At 35.7% G+C, this 23099-nt stretch carries 20 protein-coding genes and 1 riboswitch; of the genes, 6 read left to right on the forward strand and 14 right to left on the reverse strand.

All coding sequences use genetic code 11. From position 1 onward, the window contains the following. Window positions 1-101: 101 nt before the first annotated feature. From RT261_RS06030 to RT261_RS06070, 9 genes are all read right to left on the reverse strand, one after another. A complete protein-coding gene (locus tag RT261_RS06030) occupies window positions 102-284 on the reverse strand; it encodes a PspC domain-containing protein (RefSeq protein ID WP_313130653.1) in 183 nt (60 codons plus the stop codon). 208 nt (window positions 285-492) lie between these two features. Then, a complete protein-coding gene (locus RT261_RS06035) occupies window positions 493-1365 on the reverse strand; it encodes a GGDEF domain-containing protein (RefSeq protein ID WP_313130655.1) in 873 nt (290 codons plus the stop codon). A gap of 106 nt (window positions 1366-1471) precedes the next feature. Continuing rightward, entirely contained in the window at window positions 1472-2902 is a 1431-nt protein-coding gene (lpdA, locus tag RT261_RS06040) for a dihydrolipoyl dehydrogenase (RefSeq protein WP_313130657.1), read from the reverse strand. A 170-nt stretch (window positions 2903-3072) separates the two neighbouring features. Further along, window positions 3073-4068: a lipoate--protein ligase gene (locus RT261_RS06045; RefSeq protein ID WP_313130660.1), complete on the reverse strand. Its 996-nt coding sequence runs from the start codon at window positions 4066-4068 to the stop codon at window positions 3073-3075. A 251-nt stretch (window positions 4069-4319) separates the two neighbouring features. After that, complete coding sequence (gene gcvPB, locus RT261_RS06050; RefSeq protein WP_313130662.1) at window positions 4320-5753, reverse strand: aminomethyl-transferring glycine dehydrogenase subunit GcvPB; 1434 nt, start codon at window positions 5751-5753, stop codon at window positions 4320-4322. After that, a complete protein-coding gene (gene gcvPA / locus RT261_RS06055; protein ID WP_313130663.1) occupies window positions 5737-7152 on the reverse strand; it encodes an aminomethyl-transferring glycine dehydrogenase subunit GcvPA in 1416 nt (471 codons plus the stop codon). Before gcvPA ends, gcvPB begins: the two co-directional genes overlap by 17 nt. A gap of 2 nt (window positions 7153-7154) precedes the next feature. Further along, entirely contained in the window at window positions 7155-7526 is a 372-nt protein-coding gene (gcvH, locus tag RT261_RS06060) for a glycine cleavage system protein GcvH (protein WP_313130665.1), read from the reverse strand. 13 nt (window positions 7527-7539) lie between these two features. Then, entirely contained in the window at window positions 7540-8625 is a 1086-nt protein-coding gene (gcvT, locus tag RT261_RS06065) for a glycine cleavage system aminomethyltransferase GcvT (RefSeq protein WP_313130667.1), read from the reverse strand. Window positions 8626-8891: 266 nt separating this feature from the next. Continuing rightward, a riboswitch (glycine riboswitch) is annotated at window positions 8892-8984 on the reverse strand. A 245-nt stretch (window positions 8985-9229) separates the two neighbouring features. Continuing rightward, entirely contained in the window at window positions 9230-10165 is a 936-nt protein-coding gene (locus RT261_RS06070) for a ketopantoate reductase family protein (RefSeq protein WP_313130669.1), read from the reverse strand. A 303-nt stretch (window positions 10166-10468) separates the two neighbouring features. On the opposite strand from RT261_RS06070, the gene RT261_RS06075 reads away from it, so the two are divergent. The 6 genes from RT261_RS06075 to ilvN all read left to right on the forward strand — a co-directional run bounded on the left by RT261_RS06075 (window position 10469) and on the right by ilvN (window position 17631). After that, a complete protein-coding gene (locus RT261_RS06075; RefSeq protein ID WP_313130672.1) occupies window positions 10469-11167 on the forward strand; it encodes a response regulator transcription factor in 699 nt (232 codons plus the stop codon). Then, on the forward strand, window positions 11151-12791 hold the full coding sequence (locus RT261_RS06080) for a HAMP domain-containing sensor histidine kinase (protein ID WP_313130674.1): 1641 nt from the start codon (window positions 11151-11153) through the stop codon (window positions 12789-12791). The genes RT261_RS06075 and RT261_RS06080 overlap by 17 nt, the downstream gene beginning before the upstream one ends. A gap of 193 nt (window positions 12792-12984) precedes the next feature. Then, a complete protein-coding gene (locus RT261_RS06085) occupies window positions 12985-13866 on the forward strand; it encodes an ABC transporter ATP-binding protein (RefSeq protein WP_313130677.1) in 882 nt (293 codons plus the stop codon). Continuing rightward, a complete protein-coding gene (locus RT261_RS06090; protein WP_313130679.1) occupies window positions 13859-14632 on the forward strand; it encodes an ABC transporter permease in 774 nt (257 codons plus the stop codon). The genes RT261_RS06085 and RT261_RS06090 overlap by 8 nt, the downstream gene beginning before the upstream one ends. A 545-nt stretch (window positions 14633-15177) precedes the next feature. Further along, on the forward strand, window positions 15178-16962 hold the full coding sequence (ilvB, locus tag RT261_RS06095; RefSeq protein ID WP_313130682.1) for a biosynthetic-type acetolactate synthase large subunit: 1785 nt from the start codon (window positions 15178-15180) through the stop codon (window positions 16960-16962). A 171-nt stretch (window positions 16963-17133) separates the two neighbouring features. Continuing rightward, window positions 17134-17631 carry an acetolactate synthase small subunit gene (gene ilvN / locus RT261_RS06100; protein WP_313130685.1) on the forward strand — a complete coding sequence of 166 codons (498 nt, stop codon included), beginning with the start codon at window positions 17134-17136 and terminating at the stop codon, window positions 17629-17631. A gap of 97 nt (window positions 17632-17728) precedes the next feature. Here the strand turns inward: ilvN and RT261_RS06105 are convergent, their stop codons facing one another. From RT261_RS06105 to RT261_RS06125, 5 genes are all read right to left on the reverse strand, one after another. Beyond that, complete coding sequence (locus RT261_RS06105) at window positions 17729-18220, reverse strand: ATP-binding cassette domain-containing protein (RefSeq protein WP_313130688.1); 492 nt, start codon at window positions 18218-18220, stop codon at window positions 17729-17731. A 74-nt stretch (window positions 18221-18294) separates the two neighbouring features. Beyond that, window positions 18295-19032 (reverse strand): MerR family transcriptional regulator, encoded by a 738-nt coding sequence (locus RT261_RS06110; protein WP_313130690.1) that lies wholly within the window; start codon window positions 19030-19032, stop codon window positions 18295-18297. A 277-nt stretch (window positions 19033-19309) separates the two neighbouring features. Next, entirely contained in the window at window positions 19310-19948 is a 639-nt protein-coding gene (locus RT261_RS06115) for a V-type ATP synthase subunit D (RefSeq protein ID WP_313130695.1), read from the reverse strand. Then, the gene (locus RT261_RS06120) at window positions 19949-21337 is read right to left on the reverse strand and encodes a V-type ATP synthase subunit B (RefSeq protein ID WP_313130697.1); all 1389 of its coding nucleotides are present in this window, start codon (window positions 21335-21337) and stop codon (window positions 19949-19951) included. Then, window positions 21330-23096 carry a V-type ATP synthase subunit A gene (locus tag RT261_RS06125; protein WP_313130700.1) on the reverse strand — a complete coding sequence of 589 codons (1767 nt, stop codon included), beginning with the start codon at window positions 23094-23096 and terminating at the stop codon, window positions 21330-21332. Before RT261_RS06125 ends, RT261_RS06120 begins: the two co-directional genes overlap by 8 nt. Window positions 23097-23099: the final 3 nt, after the last annotated feature.

The following is a 23099-nucleotide window of genomic DNA, read 5'->3' on the forward strand; positions in this document are numbered from 1 at the left end:
TGCCCTCCGCTTTATTATCATATTTCTTTAGAAACTGTAAAACAGTTTCTAATTCACACTCCAAACATGATGCCCTTAAGGCACCAAGAATAATATTTTAATTATTGTTCCGGAATAATTACTGCAGCTATAATATAAGCAATAATACCCCAGCCTGTAAATGCAAATATAGTCCATAATAATCTTACAATAGTAGGATCAAGATTTATGTACTCTCCCACTCCGCCGCATACACCGCATAGCATTTTATTATTACTAGATTTATATAGTTTCTTAGCGTCCATTTTATAATCCTCCTTATTCTATATAACTATACTGTATGTGCTTATTTACAGTATAACACAATTTATGAAAAATAAACCTTAAGGTTTCCTAAATATTATCCCCGAAAAATGAAGAAAGTTTCATAATTTAATAAAAAATTATTTATCTTATTACAGATTTAAAAAAGAGCCTCACGTGGAGACTCTGTACTGATTCTTATTTGTAGAATTATATTTTATTTTTATCATTATACATTTTTGCATCAACGTTATCTATCAAAGTTTCATAAGTGTCCCTTTGGGGATTGAACTGATAAATACCAATACTGACTGTAATATGAAACTTTTTACTATCTCTTGAGTAACTTTTATAATTAATTTCATTTGTAATAAGTTTACAGCATCGTTGTACATCCTCATAGGTTCTATTACGAAAAACCAACAAAAACTCATCACCACCATACCGGGCCGCCCAGCAATCACGTCCGTCTATATGCTTATGAATGATATTTACAATATCTTTAATTACCATATCACCGTAAATATGTCCGTAAGTATCATTTACGTTCTTAAATTTGTCTATATCAATTAACGCCAACACATAGTTTTCATTATTCTTTTTTGCATTTCGTATATCTTCTTTTATTTGTTTATCTATATATTTTTTATTAAATAAATCTGTAAATGGATCTTTTTCAGAAATTATATTCAATCGATTGATTAAGTTCCTTAATTCACAATTTTCATGATGTATACTATCCTGAAAAACCATACTTTCAGTTATATCTTTTATTAATTCCAAAACATAAGGTGCTTCATTAATACAGATTGGTACGGAAATAACAAGAAGGATATTGTTTTTAAAGTATTGTAATTTAATAATTTGCTTTTGCTCTATAAATGCCTGATGTGATGTGCAGTTAGTGCATATTTCATCCTGTTCCCAAATACCATAACATTTTTCCTTGGTTGGAGTGATTTTGCCATCTATATATTTGCAAATGGTATGATTATCTACATATACAATTCTGTTATTATCAAAGATTTGATTTAAAGAACTCTTACCTTGTAATATAGCCTCTAAGTCCTTCAAGTTATACATAAAGCACCTCCCTTGTTAATAGTTATTATATAGCAAATACGACATATTAACAAGTTTTTCTTTATAATTCGACATAAAGAATTGTGCTAAAAATAACTTTTCAAATCTATTTCATGCCTTTGGGAAATATGTGAATTGCCATGCCATTCACATCTTCTGCAGCCTCTGTAATTGCTTCTCCATAAGTAGGATGAGGTCTTATAACTTTTCCCAAATCTTCTGCTGTAAGTCCATTTACCATAGCCGTGGTAAATTCACCAATCATATCTGTTGCTCTTGGACATATTATTTGAGCTCCTAAGATTTTATTATTGGAAGAGTCACAGACTACTTTAATATATCCTCTCTCATCTGCGGATAAAATTATTTTAGAATTACCCAACATTGGATACTTGCCTGTTTTCACTACATAACCTTTTGCTTTAGCTTCTTCTTCAGTTAAACCTACAGTTGCTATTTCGGGATAGGTATATATACAAGAAGGTATTGCAGAAAGTTCAATGCTTTGCTTCTTTCCATACATATTTTCCACCGCCCTGATTCCCTGAGCAGATGCAGCATGGGCAAGCTGAATTCCTTTTATAACATCACCGATAGCATAAATGTGTTCTTTACTGGTTTCAAAATGTTCATTTACCTTTATTTTATCCCCTTCCATTTCCAATGAAAATTCAGGGCTAAAAAGTTCTCTGGTATTGGCCTTTCTTCCCACTGCAACAAGGATTCCATCTGCTTGTGCAAAATGAGTTCCTGTACTGTCTTCATATTCACAAAGCAATTGATCTGTTTTACTTATCCTTTTAACAACAGATTTTGTATGTATCTTTACACCTTTCTTCTTTAGGCTCATGGCAACACTTTGAGAAATTTCTTTGTCCATGGAAGGCAGAATTCGATCCATTGCTTCTATGATTTCTACCTGACTGCCAAACTCCTGATAAATGGATGCAAATTCAATCCCAATGACGCCTCCGCCAATTATTAATAAGTTATGATATTTGAAGTCATTTTCTGAAAGAAGTTGGTCACTAGTGACTACATTCTCTTGAGAGATTCCTTCAACAGGCGGCAGAAAGGGCTGAGAACCGGTTGCTATCAGGATATTATCTCCTGATAATTCCCTTGGTTCCTGATTTGTATTCTCCTCTTGTGCCGAATTCTGTATCACCCTGACCCTATGGCCGTCCATAATAGTTGCAGTTCCAGAAATTACAGTAACTTTATTGGCCTCTAATAAACTTTTGATACCTTTTCGAATCCGGGAAACAACTTCTTCTTTTCTTTCCTGTATTCTATTCATATCAAAACGTAGACCCTCTACCTCAATTCCTGCTTCTTGCAGATTCTTTGCTTCATAAAACAGCCTTGAGGAATGCATAATGGTTTTTGTGGGAATACATCCCCGGTTTAGACAAGTTCCGCCTAATTCTCTGTTCTCAATGATTGCAGCTTTTTTACCAAGCTGACCTGCTTTGATAGCTGCAACATAGCCTCCCGGTCCGGAACCAATTATAATTAAATCATAATGTTCATTCATATCTACACCCCTTGTAAATCATCCTGCCTTCTGATTGATACTTTATTTACAGGTATGATACTGCCATAAATAAGCGATTGAAAGAATCCTTTATGGCACACTTTCTTTATATTTTCTTTCAGCTTTGAGAAAATCAGTTTGTGGCATTCTTACTTCATGAATATAATTATTTATAATCTTTCGTTATAAACCATATCTTTTATATCCTGCATACAATCTTTCCTAGCCTCATCAACCGAAATTTTATTTAGCCTTTCCAGTATATGTTCTGATGTGAATAAACAATCTTGCAAATAGTCTGGTATATACTCCGCAAACCAGGTATCCATAGCATCAGAATAGATGACACACCGGCTTATCCTGCCGGATTCTACCGCAAAATTGAAGTCTAGATTCCCCCATGAAAATCTTCTATCCATAGAATAAGTCCACTCCATTTTCTTTCCAAAAATCCAGTCCCAGGAAGAGAACTTTTCTGCTAAGACCTTCATCTCCTGCTCATCCAATTCCTCTTGATCTATGGGGGTTAATTCACAGCCATATACTTCACCAAATGCATGCAATAATTCTTCCTTCATTCTATCTATATCTAAATTGGGATTATATTCTTTTAAATTGATTACACGTGATTTTACAGATTCCACTCCTTTTGACATTAATTTATCTCTGGAAACGTTTAAATATTTTGAAAGATTATTCATGTCAACAGAAATCAGAATAGTGCCATGATGATAAGAGCGGTTTCCAGACCTGTAAAATGCATTACCGGAAAATTTTCTTCCCTCCACTGTAATGTCATTTCTGCCTGTTTTTTTCGCATGAATATCCAGGTTTTTTACAGCCTGTATGATAACCTCCAGTTGTTTGTCTAAATCATAGTTGTCTTTATGCACCAGAAAAGTAAAATTCAAATTACCAAGATCATGAAATACTGCGCCACCACCGGATAATCTACGAACCAACCTTCCTCCATCTTCCTCTAATTCCCGAATCTTACATTCCTTCCATGCATTTTGGTTTTTCCCGATTACCACGGTTTTTTCATTTTGCCACAGATATAAAATACATTCCTCTTCTTTTACATAATTTAATAAATATTCTTCTAATGCCAGGTTATTGTAAGGATTAAAATCTTTACTGATTATATATCTGATACGTTTTATCATTTATCACCCGTTGCATACCCTATCTGCTACAGATAGGATACTGCCACAAATAACCCATTAAAGAATAAATGTATCTTTTAAAGAAGTAATTTGTGGCATCCTTTCTAATATGTATTTTCTTTCTGAGGTAAATTCAGCGAAGTCAAATTAGTAAAGAATCTCCCACCATTTAAAAATCCATTTTTCACATAAATCTTCACTAAATTTTACTCAGAAATAACACTTCTTCAACCTTTATAGATATTTCGTATTTAAAAATGATATCTCAATATAGGATTTCTTGCAGCGGTTACTTCATCCGGTCTTCCAATTGGTGTGTTCTTTGGACAATGGTGTAAGGACTCCGGATTATTCATGGCTTCTTCATATACTTTCTTAAATATTTCAATCACTTCATCCAGGGTCTCTTTGGATTCAGTTTCTGTAGGCTCTAACATTAGTGCTTCATGTACAATTAATGGAAAATACATGGTTGGCGGATGAATGCCATAATCTAATAATGCCTTTGCAATATCCAATGCTGTAACGCCCTTTTCCTTTTTTATATCCTCTATAGTCATGACGAATTCATGCATACATGGTTCCGGAAATGGCATTTTATAAATATCTTTTAGTTTATGCATCATATAATTTGCATTTAATACGGCATTCTCAGAAGCATATTTTAATCCATCTCCTCCCAGAGTAAGAATATAAGTTAAGGCTCTTACTACAACAAGAAAATTACCATAGAATCCTTTTACACGCCCAATGGATTCCTCTTTTTCTAATAGCAGTCTATATACGCCATCCTCTTCTTCCACTCTAGGCAGCGGTAAGAATTCTAATAAATTTTCTTTGCAGCCTACAGGACCGCTTCCCGGTCCTCCTCCTCCATGGGGAGTTGAAAAAGTTTTGTGAAGATTAAGATGCACAACATCAAAGCCCATATCACCCGGCCTTGCTATTCCCATAATGGCATTCAGATTTGCACCATCATAGTAGTTTAAGCCTCCGGCTTTATGAATGACATCCGTAATCTCCAGTATATTCTTATCAAATAGTCCTACCGTATTAGGATTTGTTAGCATAAAGCCTGCAGTGTCATCTCCAACAACTTTCTTCAATTCCTCCATATCTACATATCCGTCTTTGGTGGAGGGAATATTTATGACAGTAAAGCCAGCCATAGCCGCACTGGCAGGGTTAGTTCCATGAGCAGAATCCGGTACTATGATTTTATTACGTTTCTCATCATTTCTTGCCTGATGATAAGCCCTGATTAAAAGCAGCCCGGTAAATTCACCATGGGCACCTGCAGCAGGCTGAAAGGATATAGCATCCATTCCGGTAATTTCACACAGATATTCTTCTGCCTTTTTCATAACTTCCAAACAACCTTGAACCGTTGAAACAGACTGCAAGGGGTGGATGTTAGAAAATCCGGGAAGCTTAGCTATTTCATCATTGATTTTTGGATTATATTTCATGGTACAGGAACCTAATGGATAAAAACCATCATTTACTCCAAAAGTTCTTTTCATTAATTCAGTATAATGGCGGCTAATATCTGTTTCCGACATCTCGGGTAAACGAAGTTCTTTTTCTCTTTTAAAATTATCCTCCGGTTCTACTACCGGTACATCACAAGAAGGTAATATGTCACAGCCTCTGCCAGCCTTTGACTTTTCAAATATAAGTTTCATTCTCAACCGCCTCCTTTATGATATGAATTAACTGGTGGATTTCTTCTTTGGTATTCATTTCTGTTGCACACCAAAGCAAATGCCCTGCATGTTTTCCTTTTAACGGATAACCACCCAGAATACCATGTTCCTCCAGTCGTTTCATTAAATGCTCCGGATTGCCTTTACAGGTAGTTACGAATTCATTAAAATAGGCTCCTGAATAAACCAGTTCAAAGCCATCCAATTCGCATAACTTATCTGCAAGATAATGTGCCTTTGACATACTTAAAACCGCCGCTTTCTCTAATCCATCCCTGCCCATGGTGCTTAAATACACCGCAGCTGTCATGGCGCACAAAGCCTGGTTGGAGCAAATATTACTGGAAGCTTTTTCTCTTCTTATATGCTGCTCTCTTGCCTGTAAAGTCAGCACAAATGCTCTTTTGCCTTCCCAGTCTTTTGTTTCCCCGGCGATTCTTCCCGGAAGTTTTCTCATCATCTTCTCTGTAGCCGCCATAAATCCAAGATACGGGCCGCCAAAGGAAAGTGGTAAGCCAAGGGGCTGGCCTTCCCCAACTGCTACATCTGCTCCATATTCTGCCGGAGTTTTTAAGATACCTAAAGAAATCGGATTACAGCTAATAACATATTTTGCTTCTTTTCCTTTGGCAATCTTTCCAACCTCTTCTGCATCTTCTATCTGGCCAAAGTAATTTGGCTGCTGAATAAATACTCCGCCGGTTTCCGAATCCACTAAAGTATTCAATACTTCACAATCCGTTTTTCCCTCTTTGCTTGGAGCTATTACAATCTGAATATCCAGTCCACTGCAATAAGTTTTTATGGTTTCTATAATTTCTGGATTCATGGTCTCAGAAATAATAACCTTTTTTCTCTTCTTCTCTGCACACATTAAAACAGCTTCTGCTGCTGCAGTTGCTCCATCATAAACGGAGGCATTGGATACATCCATTCCTGTTAATTCACATATCATAGTCTGGTATTCAAAAATAGACTGGAGAACACCTTGACTGATTTCTGCCTGATATGGTGTATATGCGGTAACAAATTCTTCTTTGGAGGTTATTTGTTTTACAATAGACGGAATATAGTGATTGTAAGCTCCGCATCCTCTGAATATGGATTTAAAAACCTGATTCTTTTCAGAGATTTTTGTCATCTTATTTCGAACTTCATATTCAGATAAGCCATCAGGAATTTGAAGCTTCCGGTTTTGTAATACTTCTCCTGAAATTGACACTTCCTTTGGAATTAACACTTCCTTTGGAATTAACACTTCCTTTGGAATTAACACTTCCTTTGGAAGTGGGGAAAATAATTCCTCCATGTTAGAATATCCTATCGTTTTAAGCATTTCCTGCTGTTCTTCTCTGGTATTTGGAACATAAGTACCCATACTTATTCCTCCTCATGAATGAACTGCTCATATTCCTCTTCTGACAAAAATTCATGTTGCGCGCTTACATTTTCAATTTCTACAAACCAAGCCTCATAAGGGCTTTCATTTACCAGTTCCGGATGGTCTAATAATTCTTCATTAACTTTACTGACTGTTCCTGTTACCGGGCTATAAACATTAGATACTGCCTTAACGGACTCTACATCAGCAAAGGATTCTGATACCAGTACCTCATCCCCTTCTTCTGGTAAATTAATGAATACCAAGTCTCCCAATTCACTTTGCGCAAAATCCGTAAGCCCTACCCTAACTGTTGTTTCATCTAAGAACTGTATCCATTCGTGTGTTTTGCTAAATAGTATCTCCTTCATAATTCATTCTCTCCTATCTTCTTTTATAAAAAGGCAAATTTATAATTTCTGCCTCTATTTTTTTCCCTCGAACTTCCACTGCCACTTTAGTTCCTACACTGCTGTACTTAGAATCTACAATAGCCATAGCAACCGGATAGCCAAGAAATGGGCAATGAGTTCCGGAAGTTGTTTCGCCTATTAATTGATCCTCCGCATAGATCGGACACTTTTCTCTTGCAATTCCTCTGCCAATCATTTTAATGCCTACCCGCGTCTTTTTTACTTCTCCTCTGGAGAGAATTCCTTCTTTTCCTATAAAATCCTCTTTCTCCATCTTAACCGCAAATCCTAATCCGATTTCCAACGGAGATACGGTATCATCCATTTCATGTCCATATAAGGGCATCCCGGCTTCTAATCGCAAAGTGTCTCTGGCTCCTAAGCCACAAGGGATTATTCCCTCCTCTTTACCTGCTTCAAGCAAAGCATTCCAAAGCGTCTGCACCTCTTCCGGATTACAATACAATTCAAATCCATCTTCACCAGTATATCCGGTTTTTGATATCAGGCATAAAACACCGGCAACCAAACCTGATTTTACGAAACTATAATACTTGGAAGGGATATTTTCCTCATCTGTAACTTTCCTTAATATCTCCTCCGATTTTGGACCCTGCAAAGCTATTTGTGCAACGTCATCGGATATATCTCTTAGTTCTAATTCACCATTAACATGCTGTTCCATCCACTTTACATCCTTATAACGATTTGCTGCATTTATTACTAATAAATATTCCTCACTACTTATTCGATATACTAGTAAATCATCTATAACACCACCTGTTTCATTACACATAGGGCTGTATTTCACTTGTCCGTCATACATTTTACTACAATCATTGGTAAGTAACTTCTGAATATTACTTAAAGCATCTTTTCCTTTAATTAAAACTTCTCCCATATGAGAAACGTCAAATAAACCTGCTGCTGTTCTCACCGCCATATGCTCTGCTATAACTCCCGTTTCATATTGAACCGGAAGCAGATAGCCGGCAAAAGGTACCATTTTCCCATTACTTTGTACATGGCTCTCATAAAGAGGTGTTTTCTTCTCCATAAAATCCTCCTTTTCTATCCACTCTTTTTAGGATACGTGTTGACAGTTCTTTTTGTTCTTGTAATCAGCGCATTTTGCAGAAGATTGGTAATCTTTTATCCTTCCGGGTTAGTTCATTAAGTTTTAAATCCCGTAGATTGTATAAAAAAAAGGCGTACTGATGAAAACAATACGCCTCTGTTGATTTACCTGAAAGATTCTTCTACATTGCCCTTACACATACAACATAGAGTTGCTTCGTCGGTGCCATATGCTTTCCAGAGTATCGTCCAGATTTGGTCCTTTTGCCTGAGAGTTATTGCGAATCACCTTCGGCGCTGTTTAAATATCTTTCACACAGTCTCTCCCAAATCTTTCAACCGATTTTTTATTATTATAATATGGAAATAATGGAAAGTCAATAGATTTTTAGTAATATGTACCGAAACAATAAATTCTATTTTAAAATATTTGTACATATTGTATATTTTTTAACAATGTATAAAGTAATGGCAATCACTCTAATCTACTGGTCTACTTATCCTAAATAATAATATGTAAATTTCATATAAATAATGCTACCTATTCTTCTCACGAAAGGGATGAGCCCATTTAATATATATACTTAACATCTTATGTACTTACTTAATATTTCTATATGTTCTTTATTTAACTTTGTATCTTTTATTAATATTTCAAATGCCTTTTGTAATTCAAACATTTCATCTTTCGCATTATTTGAATGTTTTGCCATGCTAAAATCAGCTATCTTTGTTTTCAATACTTTTCCAAAACAGAAAGCTAAGAATGGTATTGGTAAAAAATAAAAATTTAGCTTTATAGGCTCCACTTTATAGCCTAATTCCTTCACTGCACATAAGCCTTCTCTGGTAGCTTTAATCATAACCTTAATATCCATTTTATTATCTGCTAATGCTTTTATGTCTCCATTCTGTTTATATATTGCATTAGCAATTGGTGTGACAACTGCTATGTGGCACTTCTGCCAATTATCCATATTTTTTGATATAGCAGACGGAATTCCTGACTTCGTAAAAATATTCTTAATCTCTTTTAACCGTTTGGTTTTTGAACCATCAATCTCACCAAAGGTGGTTGTTTGAAATACCTTAGTAATACCTTTGCTAATATAGTATTCTGTAATATTACTTTTTATTTCTCCCCCACATGCCGGAAATCCAATCATCAGCCTTTCCCCCAGGTACGATCTCCATTTATCATATCCTAAAGGATTATTTATAAAAAATATTATATTCTTACTTTTATTCGCGGAAAGTAAAGGCAGAATCTCTTCCACCTGACCAAATTTCAAAGTTACTAGAATAAAATCATAAACATCCTCTGGTTCCAGCTTCTCAATTACCTTAATGTTATACTGTTCAATTACATTATCTTCAATATCTTTTATCTTAAGTCCGTTCTTTTTTAATTCCTCAAACCTTTTATTTCTGGCAAGCATGGTAATATCATGGTCTCCCGAATAAAGTTTACCTGCAAAAATACTACCTATAACTCCCGCTCCATAAATTAAAAACTTCATACACCCTCCTCTATGCCAAAATGTTCTTTACATAATATGTTACTTCAATAATTTTACTAATATGTTACATTATACTATAAAATTTGTCTTATACCATATTAATTTATGGACTCTATATCCAATATAATTGCTTATACAACCATACTTAAAATATTTTTTTAAAGTACTATCATCTTCATCTGAAATTCAAATGGTTATGTTATAATAAATCTGAGAACAAAACTTAAATTTAGCTGTCTTTATTAGAAAATATGAAATACGTATTATAGAAAAGTACTTAAATATAGAAAGGGGTTACAGTCAATGGAAAACAAACCATATCATGTACTTTTTCTTGAAGATGAACCAACTATTCGAGAAGTTTTAAAAGAATATATGAGCATATCCCAATATCATGTAACAGAAACAGAAAATGGGAATGAAGCCATTAAATTATTAGATAAATATACCTTTGATATTGCCGTATTAGATATCATGGTGCCTGGTGTTAGCGGTCTTTCCGTATTAAGTCACATTAAAGATCATTATCCTCAAACAGCTACCATAATGCTTACTGCATTAGAAGATGAAAAGACACAAGTGGATGCTTTTAATCGTTATGCAGATGATTATGTAATCAAACCCGTTTCCCCCATTATACTACTAAAAAGAATGGAAACAATTTTACGCCGTACAAAATACAGTTTTTTCAATTTGCAAGCTACATGGGGCCTTGTCTTTGAAGAAGAGGCTTATTGTGCATACTATAATGGCAGCCCTTTACCCCTTACACTAAGCGAATACTTACTATTGCAAACCTTATATAAGGAGCCAAACCGGGTTTTTAACCGTGAACAGCTTATACTTCGTATTTTTAATGAAGATTACATTGGAAATGATCGTATTATTGATGCCCATATTAAAAATCTTAGAAAGAAATTACCTGTATCCTGTATTAAAACTGTAATAGGTGTTGGTTATCAATTTGATAAAGAAGGAGCCGCCCATGAAACTCATTCATAAAAATTTTCTATATACTGGAATTGTAACAGGCATATTGACCATTTTGGTACTTGGGTATTTTATATTTATGCTTCCGTCTCTCTATGTGGATTATATGTCAAATGAAAATTATGACTCTATTGTGAAACAGCATAAAAACTATCTGGCTGACGGTTCATATCAAAATGTGTCAATTATAAACCCCGGCTGTATGACAATCGATATTCCTTTTTCCGAAGATTTTTTTGTTGTTACAGGTAAAGCTTTTCAAACTACAATAACTCCCACAACAGACGGTATGGAAAAACTTCTCTTGGATATAAAAAGTTTTATAAAATCTAATATGAATTCTTTTAATAAGACGGATAAAGATATTGATAAGACGAATAACGATATTGATAAAAAAACATTTTTAGAAGATTTTAACGAAAAAGCTTTAGAATGGCGGGATGATTTTTTAAAGCAGGCCAACTTTTTAGACAATCTGCCTTTTGCATTGAAAACACAATCGGATTCATCTTACTATGAACATTATTGGGACGAATCAACGAAAATTCATTATTTTTCTAACGATACTATTTTTGTTGAAGCCGGTGTAAAAGATGGTGAAAATCATTATACCAATTATATAGGGCTTACCTTTAACAGTGACCGTGTTGTAATATCCTATCTCGCAACAGTAACTCCCCAAATGAATGAAATCACACCAATTGTAATTCACTCATTACCAATGCTTATTGCTGTTATTGTCTTATTTGCATTGGTTGTTTCCTTCCTATATTCCAAGGGTATTGTAGATCCTATTATAAGATTAGTAAAACATACCGAAGCCGTAAAGCGAAGTGGTATTGTTGCAAATGCCTCACTTCCGGCAAAAGGAAAAGATGAAATTGCTATTCTCATTCAGACATTGAATGAGCTGTATGAGGAACTGGATTATAATTATAAAGCATTGGAAAATAAGAACAATGAATTAAACGAGAAAAATAAACGACAGGAAGTGTTTTTACGCTCCTCCTCCCATCAATTAAAAACACCCATTGCTGCCGCTCTTTTGTTGGTTGATGGCATGATAAACCAAATTGGTAAGTATCAGAATGTAACAACCTATTTACCAGAAGTGAAAAAACAACTTCTGTCAATGAGAAAAATTGTAGAAGACATTTTATATCTAAGCCACTGTGAAGATAGTATAACACTTGAAACTGTTAATCTAAGCAGGCTGGTTGCCGGACAATTATCCTATTATCAAATCACCTTGGCAGAAGGTAATTATAATCTAATAACCGATTATTCTGATGATAGTTACGTAACGACCGATTCCAATTTACTGGCTAAAATCCTGGATAATCTTATATCCAATGCTATCGTTCATAGTAAAGAAGGTGCTGAGATTACTATTTCAACTAAGCCAAACCAATTAGAAATTTATAATAGTAATGTTCATATTGATGAAGACCTAATACCTAATATTTTTGAGCCATTTGTAAAGGGCGATGGGAAAGGCCATGGACTTGGCTTATATATTGTTGCTTATTATGCAAATATTTTAGGTGCAAAAGTTGAAATCCGCAATGTAAAGGCAGGAGTACTGACTAAAGTAGTGTTTGGTTCCATCCCTAAGCCACGTGTTTGTAAGAAATAAGATTGTTAGGACTAATGGATGATAATCGGGTTGATGGTGCAAATAGATTTATCAGACATTAAGAAGTAACTTCTGATAAGATATACCTTTTTCTATTATCTTCATCACATTCATTCAACATCTACACAGAATCTTCATACGAGATTCATCTCTGTTTGTTAAGATAGCCATGTAAAGGAGAGGAGATAAAAATATGTTACTAAGAATTAATAACTTAAATGTCCAATATGGCAAAACTACTGCTCTTAATATTACGGATCCTCTTACGATCGAAAAAGGAGATCGTATCGGTATTATTGGATCAAATGGAGCAGGAAAAAGTACGTTAATAAAAAGCCTTTTAGGGATTGTAAATTATACCGGTTCCATTGATAGTACCATCAGCCCCCTTGATATGGCGGTTCATATGCAATTTAATGAATATGCTGAAAGCATGGCAGTGAAACACATTATGGAAGCAATTCTGCAAACCAGAATTAAGAAAAATCGAAAGCTTCAAGAACTAATTTCCTATTTTGAATTTGAGAAATGTTTAAATAAAAAGTTTAAAGTTCTTTCCGGCGGGCAAAAGCAGCGTTTTACTATTATTCTGGTTATGATGCAGGAGGCACCCCTTACTTTCTATGATGAAGTTACTTCCGGATTAGATTTTGAAACACGGCAAAAGCTGGTGGAAAAGTTAGTTTACTGGTATCAGGATAAGGAAGATGGATTATGTGTTGTTTCCCATTACTATGAAGAATTAGAACAATTAACAAATAAATTATTGATTCTTGAAAAAGGAAATGTAATTGCCTTTGGAGATAAAGATGAGCTGTTTAAAAAATATTGCGGCCGTGCCGTTATTGTACTAGATAATAACCAGAAAAATCAGTTATTAACAAAGAAATATATAAAGTTGGCATCACCTAAGCATTTAATTGCTCTTGCCTGTCATGCACAAGAGATTGAATCAGAAATTACAGCATTATTGCTTCAAAACAATGTGAATTACAAAAGAAGTAACAATGACATTGAACTGATTTTTATTAATGCAAAAGAACAGGCTGTATCAGGAGGAATTGGCAATGAATAAAAATAAAGTCTCTTTAAGAATGATACAATACGAATTAAGAAATGTAGCCGGAAACCCCTTCGTTCATATTTTTGGCGTTGGCTTTCCCATATTGTTATCGATTATTATTACCAAGTCGGTATCAATTGAGATGCCGGACAATTCCTATCTGGGGGAAGTTATTACTTCTATTTTCCTTGGTATTGGAGCTGTTATTCCGATGGCAACTATTTTAATGGGGTACTCCAGTACATGTTCTCAGGATATTGAAAAAAATATCCCTCTTAGAATGCAGTTATTTGGTTTTAATGAAAAATATACGATTATCAATCGTCTGATTGCTGAATTTATTTATATGACTTTTGCTTTTTTGATTTACTTTATCGTAGGCTGCAATGTAATTGAAATCGTGATGCCTGTAGTCTCAGGTGTAATTATTTATTTTGTTTGTTTATATATTTTTGCAGCAGTACTATTTATTTTAGCACACGCCATTGCAAATCTTGTAAAAAAATTTGGATTGACTTACATGATTACGATGCTTATCTACTTCGGAATGATGATTTTAAGTGGTATGATGGGAATTACAGTGGATAAATTACCAAAAAGTTTAAGAATTGTATCCAATCTACTTCCATCCACGTATTTTACTAAGGATTTTTATACCGTCTGGATTGGTAAAGCTTATAATTTCGGACCAATGATACAATCCTATATTTTCTTTTTTGCCATATCAGGAATCTTGATTTTTATCATGATATATAATTCAAAAAGAAACTTACATTGATATTGGGGACAATATCGAACATTAGGCAGAATTTTGCATCGCTTTTTACGGTGGATGAAAATAAATAAAAATACGTAATCAAATAAATAAAAAGTTGTTGACATCTATATTCTATCCTGTTATAATAACAAAAATTAGTAAAAAACAGAGAAAAGCGTTGATAAGGAGAAGTACATACTCACCAAAAGCACAGAGAGAAGATGGTTGGTGGAAATCTTCATGTAGGGAGTAAAGGCTGTCAGAGCAATAAATTTTATTGTCAGATCCGGACAGACTTGGGCATAAGCCTTGGAAGTAGCCTTTGAGCTGTGAACCGAACAAGTAAGTAACTTAAGTAGACTTCACCGGAGTTTCCGCCGTTAAAAGGAAAGCAGTATCGGATGACATTCCTTATAATTTATTAAATCCCGTACTGGCAGAGAGCAAAGAGAAATCTTTGAATTTAGGTGGTAACACGGACGCAATGTTCGCCCTAAGCTGAAACACTCAGCTTAGGGCTTTTTTTATTACTTTTTCATTTATTTTTTTCGGAAAGGAGCCAGTATATGAAGATAAGAGGAACAGAATTATTTGTAAAAGCATTAAAAGAGGAGGGAATCACCACTTTATTCGGTTATCCCGGCGGATATGCCATAGACATATTCGATGAACTGTATAAACAAGAGGATATTGAAGTTATTCTGCCCCGTCATGAGCAAGGCCTCATTCATGCCGCAGAGGGGTATGCCCGTTCTACCGGTAAAGTTGGTGTTTGTTTGGTAACCAGCGGTCCTGGCGCAACCAATCTAATTACCGGAATTGCAGATGCCAATTATGATAGTATTCCTTTGGTTTGTTTTACCGGCCAGGTACCTACCGGATTAATTGGTAACGATGCCTTTCAGGAAGTAGATATTATAGGAATTACAAGAAGCATCTGCAAATACGGTGTAACCGTACGAAACCGGGAAGACCTTGGAAGAGTTATAAAAGAAGCTTTCTATATTGCAAGTACCGGCAAACCGGGACCGGTTATTGTAGATCTTCCAAAAGATATTATGCTGGAACCTGGCAGTGATTCTTATCCGAAGGAAGTAAGTATCCGTGGTTATAAGCCCAGTTCAAAAGTTCACATGGGACAGTTGAAAAAAGCACTGGATATGCTTCATAATGCAAAGAAGCCAATCTTTCTTGCAGGAGGCGGTGTAAATATATCCAGGGCACAAAAGGAATTTACCAAACTTGTAGAACTAACAAATGTTCCCGCCGTTACTACCATAATGGGCAGAGGCACTATTGATACTACTCATCCTTTATATATTGGCAACATTGGAATGCATGGTATCTATGCCGCCAATAAAGCGGTACATGAGTGTGATTTATTATTTTCTATCGGAACCAGATTCAATGACAGAATCACCGGTAAGCTTGGTGAATTTGCACCAAATGCCAAAATCGTTCACATAGACATTGACTCTGCTGCCATTTCCAAAAATATTGTTGTAGATATACCAATTGTATCCGATGCCAAACTAGCTATTGAAAAAATGCTGCCGGAAGTAAAAAGATGCCGTACGGAATCATGGAACTCCCAGATATTCCAATGGAAAAAAGAATATCCTTTGCATATGACCATTGATTCCGGAATTACACCAAAAAAGATTATTGAAACATTAAATGAAACATTTTCTGAAGCCATAGTAGTTACTGATGTAGGCCAGCATCAAATGTGGACCACTCAGTATCTGGAAATGAATGAACATAAACAATTACTGACCTCAGGTGGCCTTGGGACTATGGGGTTCGGCTTTCCTGCGGCTATAGGGGCACAGTTTGCCAACCCAGATAGTACGGTAATCTGTATCTCCGGAGACGGGGGAATGCAGATGAATATTCAGGAAATGGCTACTGCCGTAGCATGGGAATTACCTTTAATACTATGTATCTTTAATAACAGCTGTTTAGGTATGGTAAGACAGTGGCAGAAATTATTCTACGGTAAACGTTACTCTTCTACCTGTTTAAGGGGGGGCAAAAACTGCAAATCCCATTGCGGCGGATTAAACCTGTCTGATACAAATAGTTCCGGTACAGATAACCTTAAAGCAAGTGATTCCGGAGCAAAGAACTCCTGTCCTGCTTATTCCCCTGATTTCGTTAAATTGGCGGAAAGCTATGGCGCTTATGGAATTCGCGTAGAAAAAGAAGAAGATATCAAAAAGGCTTTTCTTCAGGCTATGGATAACAAAAAAGCTCCAACTATTATTGAATTCATGATTGATAGTGAAGAAATCGTTCTTCCTATGGTACAAGGCGGAAAACCCATAAGCGAAATGATACTTGACTGTTAAGGGAATTATAGTTTTTCTTGATATTAATTTAATGTACGTTGATTTAATACATGTTGATTTAATATATGTTGATTTAATGTATGTTGATTTAATGTATGTTGATTTAATGTATGTTGATTTGAAATTCATATTCCCCTATAAACGAAATAATATGTAGAAAAGAGGTATTATATGAAAAAAAGATGGCTTTCATTATATGTAGAAAACGATGTGGGCGTATTAGCCAAAATATCCGGGTTATTCTCAGGTAAATCTTATAATTTAGAAAGTTTGACCGTTGGAACTACGGAAGACTCAACGGTATCCAGAATTACAATAGGCTTAAACAGTGATGACATTACCTTTGAACAAATACAAAAACAATTAAACCGAATGGTTGAAGTCATAAAGGTATTAGATTTTACTGCCACTCCAACACATATGAAAGAAATACTATTCGTAAAAATTAAGCATTGTTCCAAACAGGAAATGAGCGAAATATTTCAAATTGCCAGCGTATTTAAAGCCTCTGTTGTAGATTATGGCCCGGATAGCATCCTGTTAGAATGTGTTCGTACAGAAACGAAAAATAATGACATTATAAAACTTCTTACCAGCCAATTTAAAAGTGTTGAAGTAGTTCGGGGCGGCAGTGTTGCTATTGAATCAATCAGTATGTCGGATCGGTAAACCGGATTATAATTTTCCTTATTGCAACGGAAGGAGTGAAGGTTAAGTACCTCCACTCCTTCCGTTGTATATTCTAAATATTGTCAAATTTTCTACATTACTCCCACTTAAAAAACCGGATGGAAATACCAATACAAACTATTCCAAGAACAGCCATGACAATAATAGGCATCCGTACATTGTCTGCTGATAATCCCAGGGAAGCTGCTTTCAGAAGCTTAATTCCTTGGGTTAAAGGTAATACATCCGCTATCTTTTGAAGCTTCACAGGCATAACTTCATAGGGTAATGTTGCTCCTGAGAATATGAGCATAGGGAAATACAGAATACTAGCTTCCTGAAACTGAACTCCTACCTTTTCAAATAACTTTTTTCGTTCCCTCTGCGGATTCATTCCTAATATAGATATTTTTTTGCTATCACACCTTTTGGTTCCCAACATACATTCAATAGCTGTACTCTTCCCCGCACCATTTGCACCAAGCAATCCAAACACCATACCAGGTTTTACAGATATGTTTAAATTGTCTACTGCAAGCAGCCCGTCATAGGATTTGGAAAGCTGCTCTACTTTAATTACTTCTTCCATTGTCTGTCCTCCTTATATTTAATATAAAGAAGAATAACACCAACAAGAAGGTTGGTGTTAAAGTGTAGAGTTAATTAAAATTTGTTTTTCATATCCTGCAGCATTTTAATCATAATCTTTGCATTTTTTTCAGCTGTCTGTAATGAAACAATTAGTTTGTCACATACTGATATAATATCTTCATCCTTTTTAGGTGTATTAAGTACTTCTTTAATATCAGCCCTGGGATTAGAGGATAATTCATTAAGCATACGTAAAATGGCTTCAAGAGAATAGTTGGCACACCGCAGTGAGCGGATAATTTTTAAACGTTTTATATCCTCCTCTGTATAAATGCGGTATCCATTTTCCTTTCTCTTAACAGACAGCAGTCCGTTCATTTCCCAATTCCTAAGTGCGTCCATTGAAACATTAAGATATTCGGAAACTTCTTTTCTTTTATACATACTATTTGCCTGTGGGTCATCATATATAAGCTGTTTTACTATTTCTATGGCTTCCTCTGCATGATCCTGTTCCAACCTTACTTGCCGTAAATATGTTTTTGTAAGATCAAGTGCTTTGTCAAAATCCCTGGCTGCAGATGCCTTTATCATTTCAATTATCTGTTTGCGCAATCCATTTTGCAATACTTCAATTTGAAAAGCTATGCGGGCAAGTTTAAATTGCTCTATATGAAAATCAGTAAAAATACGATAACCGTTTTCTTGTCGTTTTGCTTTAGGAATAAGACCTAATTTCTCATATAGACGTACTGTATTGGAATGAATTCCAATTATCTTTGCAACTTCTGCGGTTCTGTATATTTCCATGGCTTAATTCACCTCCACTAGTCTTATTCACAGAATAACACAGAATCAAAGTCTGGTGTTACAGTTGATGGTTTAGTATATCAAATTTGTAGAAATATTACAAGGAAACAGTTTGCCCTAATTAGTAAAATAGCTCTGCATCCAGTATCCAGTCAGGTTCCATAAAACCCAATCCAAACACTTTGTACAGAGCCAATAAAATAGACCTTCTCAGACATGGTACACAAAAATCCACATCTATGAAGGTCTATTTAAGACGAAACGTCCTTATAATATTTTATTTATTAATAATATCTTTTACTTTCATCAGACGTGTAATTGTACTTCTTTCATTTTCATCCAATTTCATTCTGATATATTTTATGGTTACTTCCAAATCAGGTATTGTACGGTACTCTAGCGCATTAACCCTTCTTCTGGTCTTTTCAATTTCATCTGCCATGAGCTGACAGGATTTTTCTACTTCTGCCAATTCTAAAAGCTTAGACAAAATATTATACAGTTTAAGAATAGCATCGTCTAATTCTGAAGAGGTCTGGGCATATCCATAAGGATATATACTGCCTTCATCTTCATTCTGCATTTCTCTCTTATAATTCATAACCGGAACATATACACTCATGATATTCTTCATGGTAATGTCCACATTAATCTTTTCATTCGGAAATGCGACTGCTTCTTCCAACATCTGGGGAGACATTACTGCACTGGCTATGAGAAAGTCTTTAAAGGACTGGCTAAGTTCTTTCTCTACTTCCACACGTAATTCCTTATTCCTCTTAATCAGCTCAATGAATTTTCTCATTAATTCATCCTGCTTATCTTTAAGAAGTTTATGTCCGCGTTTTGCAGTAACTAATCTTCTCTTCAGATTAGAAAGTTCCATACGGGTAGGGTTTACGTTTAGTTTTGACATCTACTCAGCCCCTTTGTCATCTAATGGAAGGTATTTATCAAGGAGCTTAGTATCAATTCTCTTTAACTCGCTTCTAGGAATAAGTTTTAATAACTCCCATCCTAAATCTAAGGTTTCCTCTATGCCCCTGTTGTTGTAATACCCTTGGTTAACATATTTCGCATCAAATTCCTCAGCAAAACGTGCAAAAGCTTTGTCTGTTTCTGATAATGCACTTTCACCAAGAATTGCAGATAGTTCTTTTGCTTCTCTACCGGAGGTATATGCTGCGTATAACTGGTTCATGGTACTTGCATGATCTTCTCTCGTTTTTCCTTTACCTATACCTTTATCTTTTAATCTGGATAGGGAAGGAACCGCATTAATTGGAGGTTCCATACCTCTCTTATACAAATCTCTGGAAAGAATAATCTGTCCTTCTGTAATATATCCTGTTAAGTCAGGAATAGGATGGGTAATATCATCTTCCGGCATAGTAAGAATTGGAATCTGAGTTATAGAACCCTTTCTTCCCTTAACTTTTCCGGCTCTTTCATATATTTGAGAAAGGTCTGTATATAAATATCCCGGATAACCACGTCTTCCCGGTACTTCTTTTCTGGCTGCAGATATTTCTCTTAATGCTTCTGCATAGTTGGTCATATCGGTTAAAATAACGAGTACATGCATATCTTTTTCAAAAGCTAAATATTCAGCACAAGTTAAGGCTACACGTGGTGTTGTAATTCTTTCGATAGCAGGATCATCAGCCAGGTTCATAAACATAACGGTACGGTCAATTGCACCTGTTCTTGTAAAGTCATCAATAAAGAATTGAGCCTCTTCGAAGGTAATACCCATAGCAGCAAATACTACCGCAAACTTCTCACCTGAACCTAAGACAGAAGCCTGCCTTGCAATCTGAGCAGCAACTTCATTATGAGGTAAACCGGCACCTGAGAATATTGGTAGTTTTTGTCCACGTACCAATGTATTCAAACCATCGATACAAGAGATACCGGTCTGAATGAATTCATCGGGATAATCTCTGGAAACCGGATTAATAGGAACACCATTCACATTTACTTTTTTATCAGCAATAATTTTAGGTCCATTATCCTTTGGACGGCCTAATCCATCAAAGATTCGACCAATCATGTCAAGGGACACACCAAGTTCAAGGGGTCTTCCTAAAAATCGAACGCTGGTATTCTTAAGATTAATACCTGTGGATCCTTCGAAAAGCTGAACCATGGCTTTATCTCCATTGATCTCTAAAACCCTTCCTCTTCTCTTTTCTCCTGTCTGCAGTTCAATATCTACCAGTTCTTCGTATTTAACCCCTTCAACACCTTCAACAGCCATTAAGGGTCCTACTACTTCCGTAACTGTTTTATATTCTTTAAGCATTAAGGATACCTCCTTTGCTTATTAGTTGATCTATACTTGTCTTTAACTCTGTTTGAATACTGTCAAGTTCTTCCTTCATCTCATCTTCTGGAATGTACTTCATTCTGGCTATTTTATCTCGAACTGGTATACTTGCAACTTCTTTTAAATATATGCCCGATTTTAAAGCACGAAGTCCTTCGTCATAAAAATTCAGAACAATCTTTAACATTTTATTTTGTTTTTCCAAAGAGCAGAAAGTATCCACTTCATGGAACGCATTTTGTTGTAAAAAGTCTTCTCTTATAGACTTGGTAGTTTCCAGTTTTAACTGATCTTCTTCAGAAAGAGTGTCCTTACCAACCAGTCTTACAATCTCCTGTAATTCGGATTCATCCTGTAGTAAGTTCATTGCTCTTTGTCTATTAGCCGCAAATTCCGAATCAATATTATCATTCATCCATCCATCTACCTTACTTTGATAGAGGGAATAAGAGTTTAGCCAGTTAATAGCTGGGAAATGTCTTGCATAAGAAAGAGCATAATCCAATCCCCAGAATACCTTTACAATTCTTAAGGTTGACTGGGTAACCGGTTCTGATATATCACCGCCTGGAGGTGATACAGCTCCGATTACGGTTACTGCACCTTCTCTGTTATCATTACCATGACATATTACCTTACCGGCTCTTTCATAAAAGCTTGCAATACGGGAAGCAAGATAAGCCGGGAAACCTTCATCACCTGGCATTTCTTCCAAACGTCCGGACATTTCTCTTAATGCTTCTGCCCATCTGGAGGTAGAGTCTGCCATAAGCGCTACGGAATAGCCCATGTCACGATAATATTCAGCAATGGTTATACCTGTATAAATGGATGCTTCACGGGCTGCAACGGGCATGTTGGATGTATTAGCAATAAGAACCGTCCTTTTCATTAAAGATTCCCCTGTTTCAGGATCAATAATTTCAGGGAATTCCATTAATACGTCTGTCATTTCATTTCCACGTTCTCCGCAGCCAATATAAACAACAATCTGTGCATCGGCCCATTTTGCAAGCTGATGCTGAATTACTGTTTTTCCGGAACCGAAAGGTCCTGGAATAGCAGCAGTTCCGCCCTTAGTAACTGGGAAAAAGGTATCAACAACTCTTTGACCTGTTAATAGTGGAACATTCGGATCCATTTTTCTTTCGAAGCCTCTTCCCTTACGAACCGGCCACTTTTGCATCATGCAAAGATTAGATTTATTATCAAGGGTACAGATTGTATCTACTATTGTATATTCCCCTTCTTTAATATCTGTTACAGTTCCTGACATTCCAAAAGGCACCATGATTTTGTGCAATACAAGTGGAGTTTCCTGTACCGTACCAATTACATCTCCTTGGGCAACGGTATCACCTGCTTTAACAGCAGGTGTAAAATTCCATTTTTTCTCCCGATTTAAACTTGGTACATCCACTCCTTTTGTTAGGAAGTCTCCGGCAACTGCCTGTAATGGTGCCAAAGGCCTCTGTATTCCATCAAACATGGCTTCCAATAACCCCGGACCTAATTCTACAGAAAGAGGTTCTCCTGTTGAATACACAGGATCTCCCGGTCCTATTCCGGTAGTATCTTCATATACCTGGATAGAGGCTTTATCGCCTCTCATTTCTATTATTTCACCGATGAGTTTATCACTTGAAACCTGAACAACATCGTATACATTTGCTTCATCCATTCCCTCTGCAACAACTAAAGGTCCGGATACCTTTACTATTTTTCCTATTTTCAAGAT

The organism is Anaerocolumna sp. (genome assembly GCF_032079385.1).
Classification (GTDB): domain Bacteria; phylum Bacillota; class Clostridia; order Lachnospirales; family Lachnospiraceae; genus Anaerocolumna.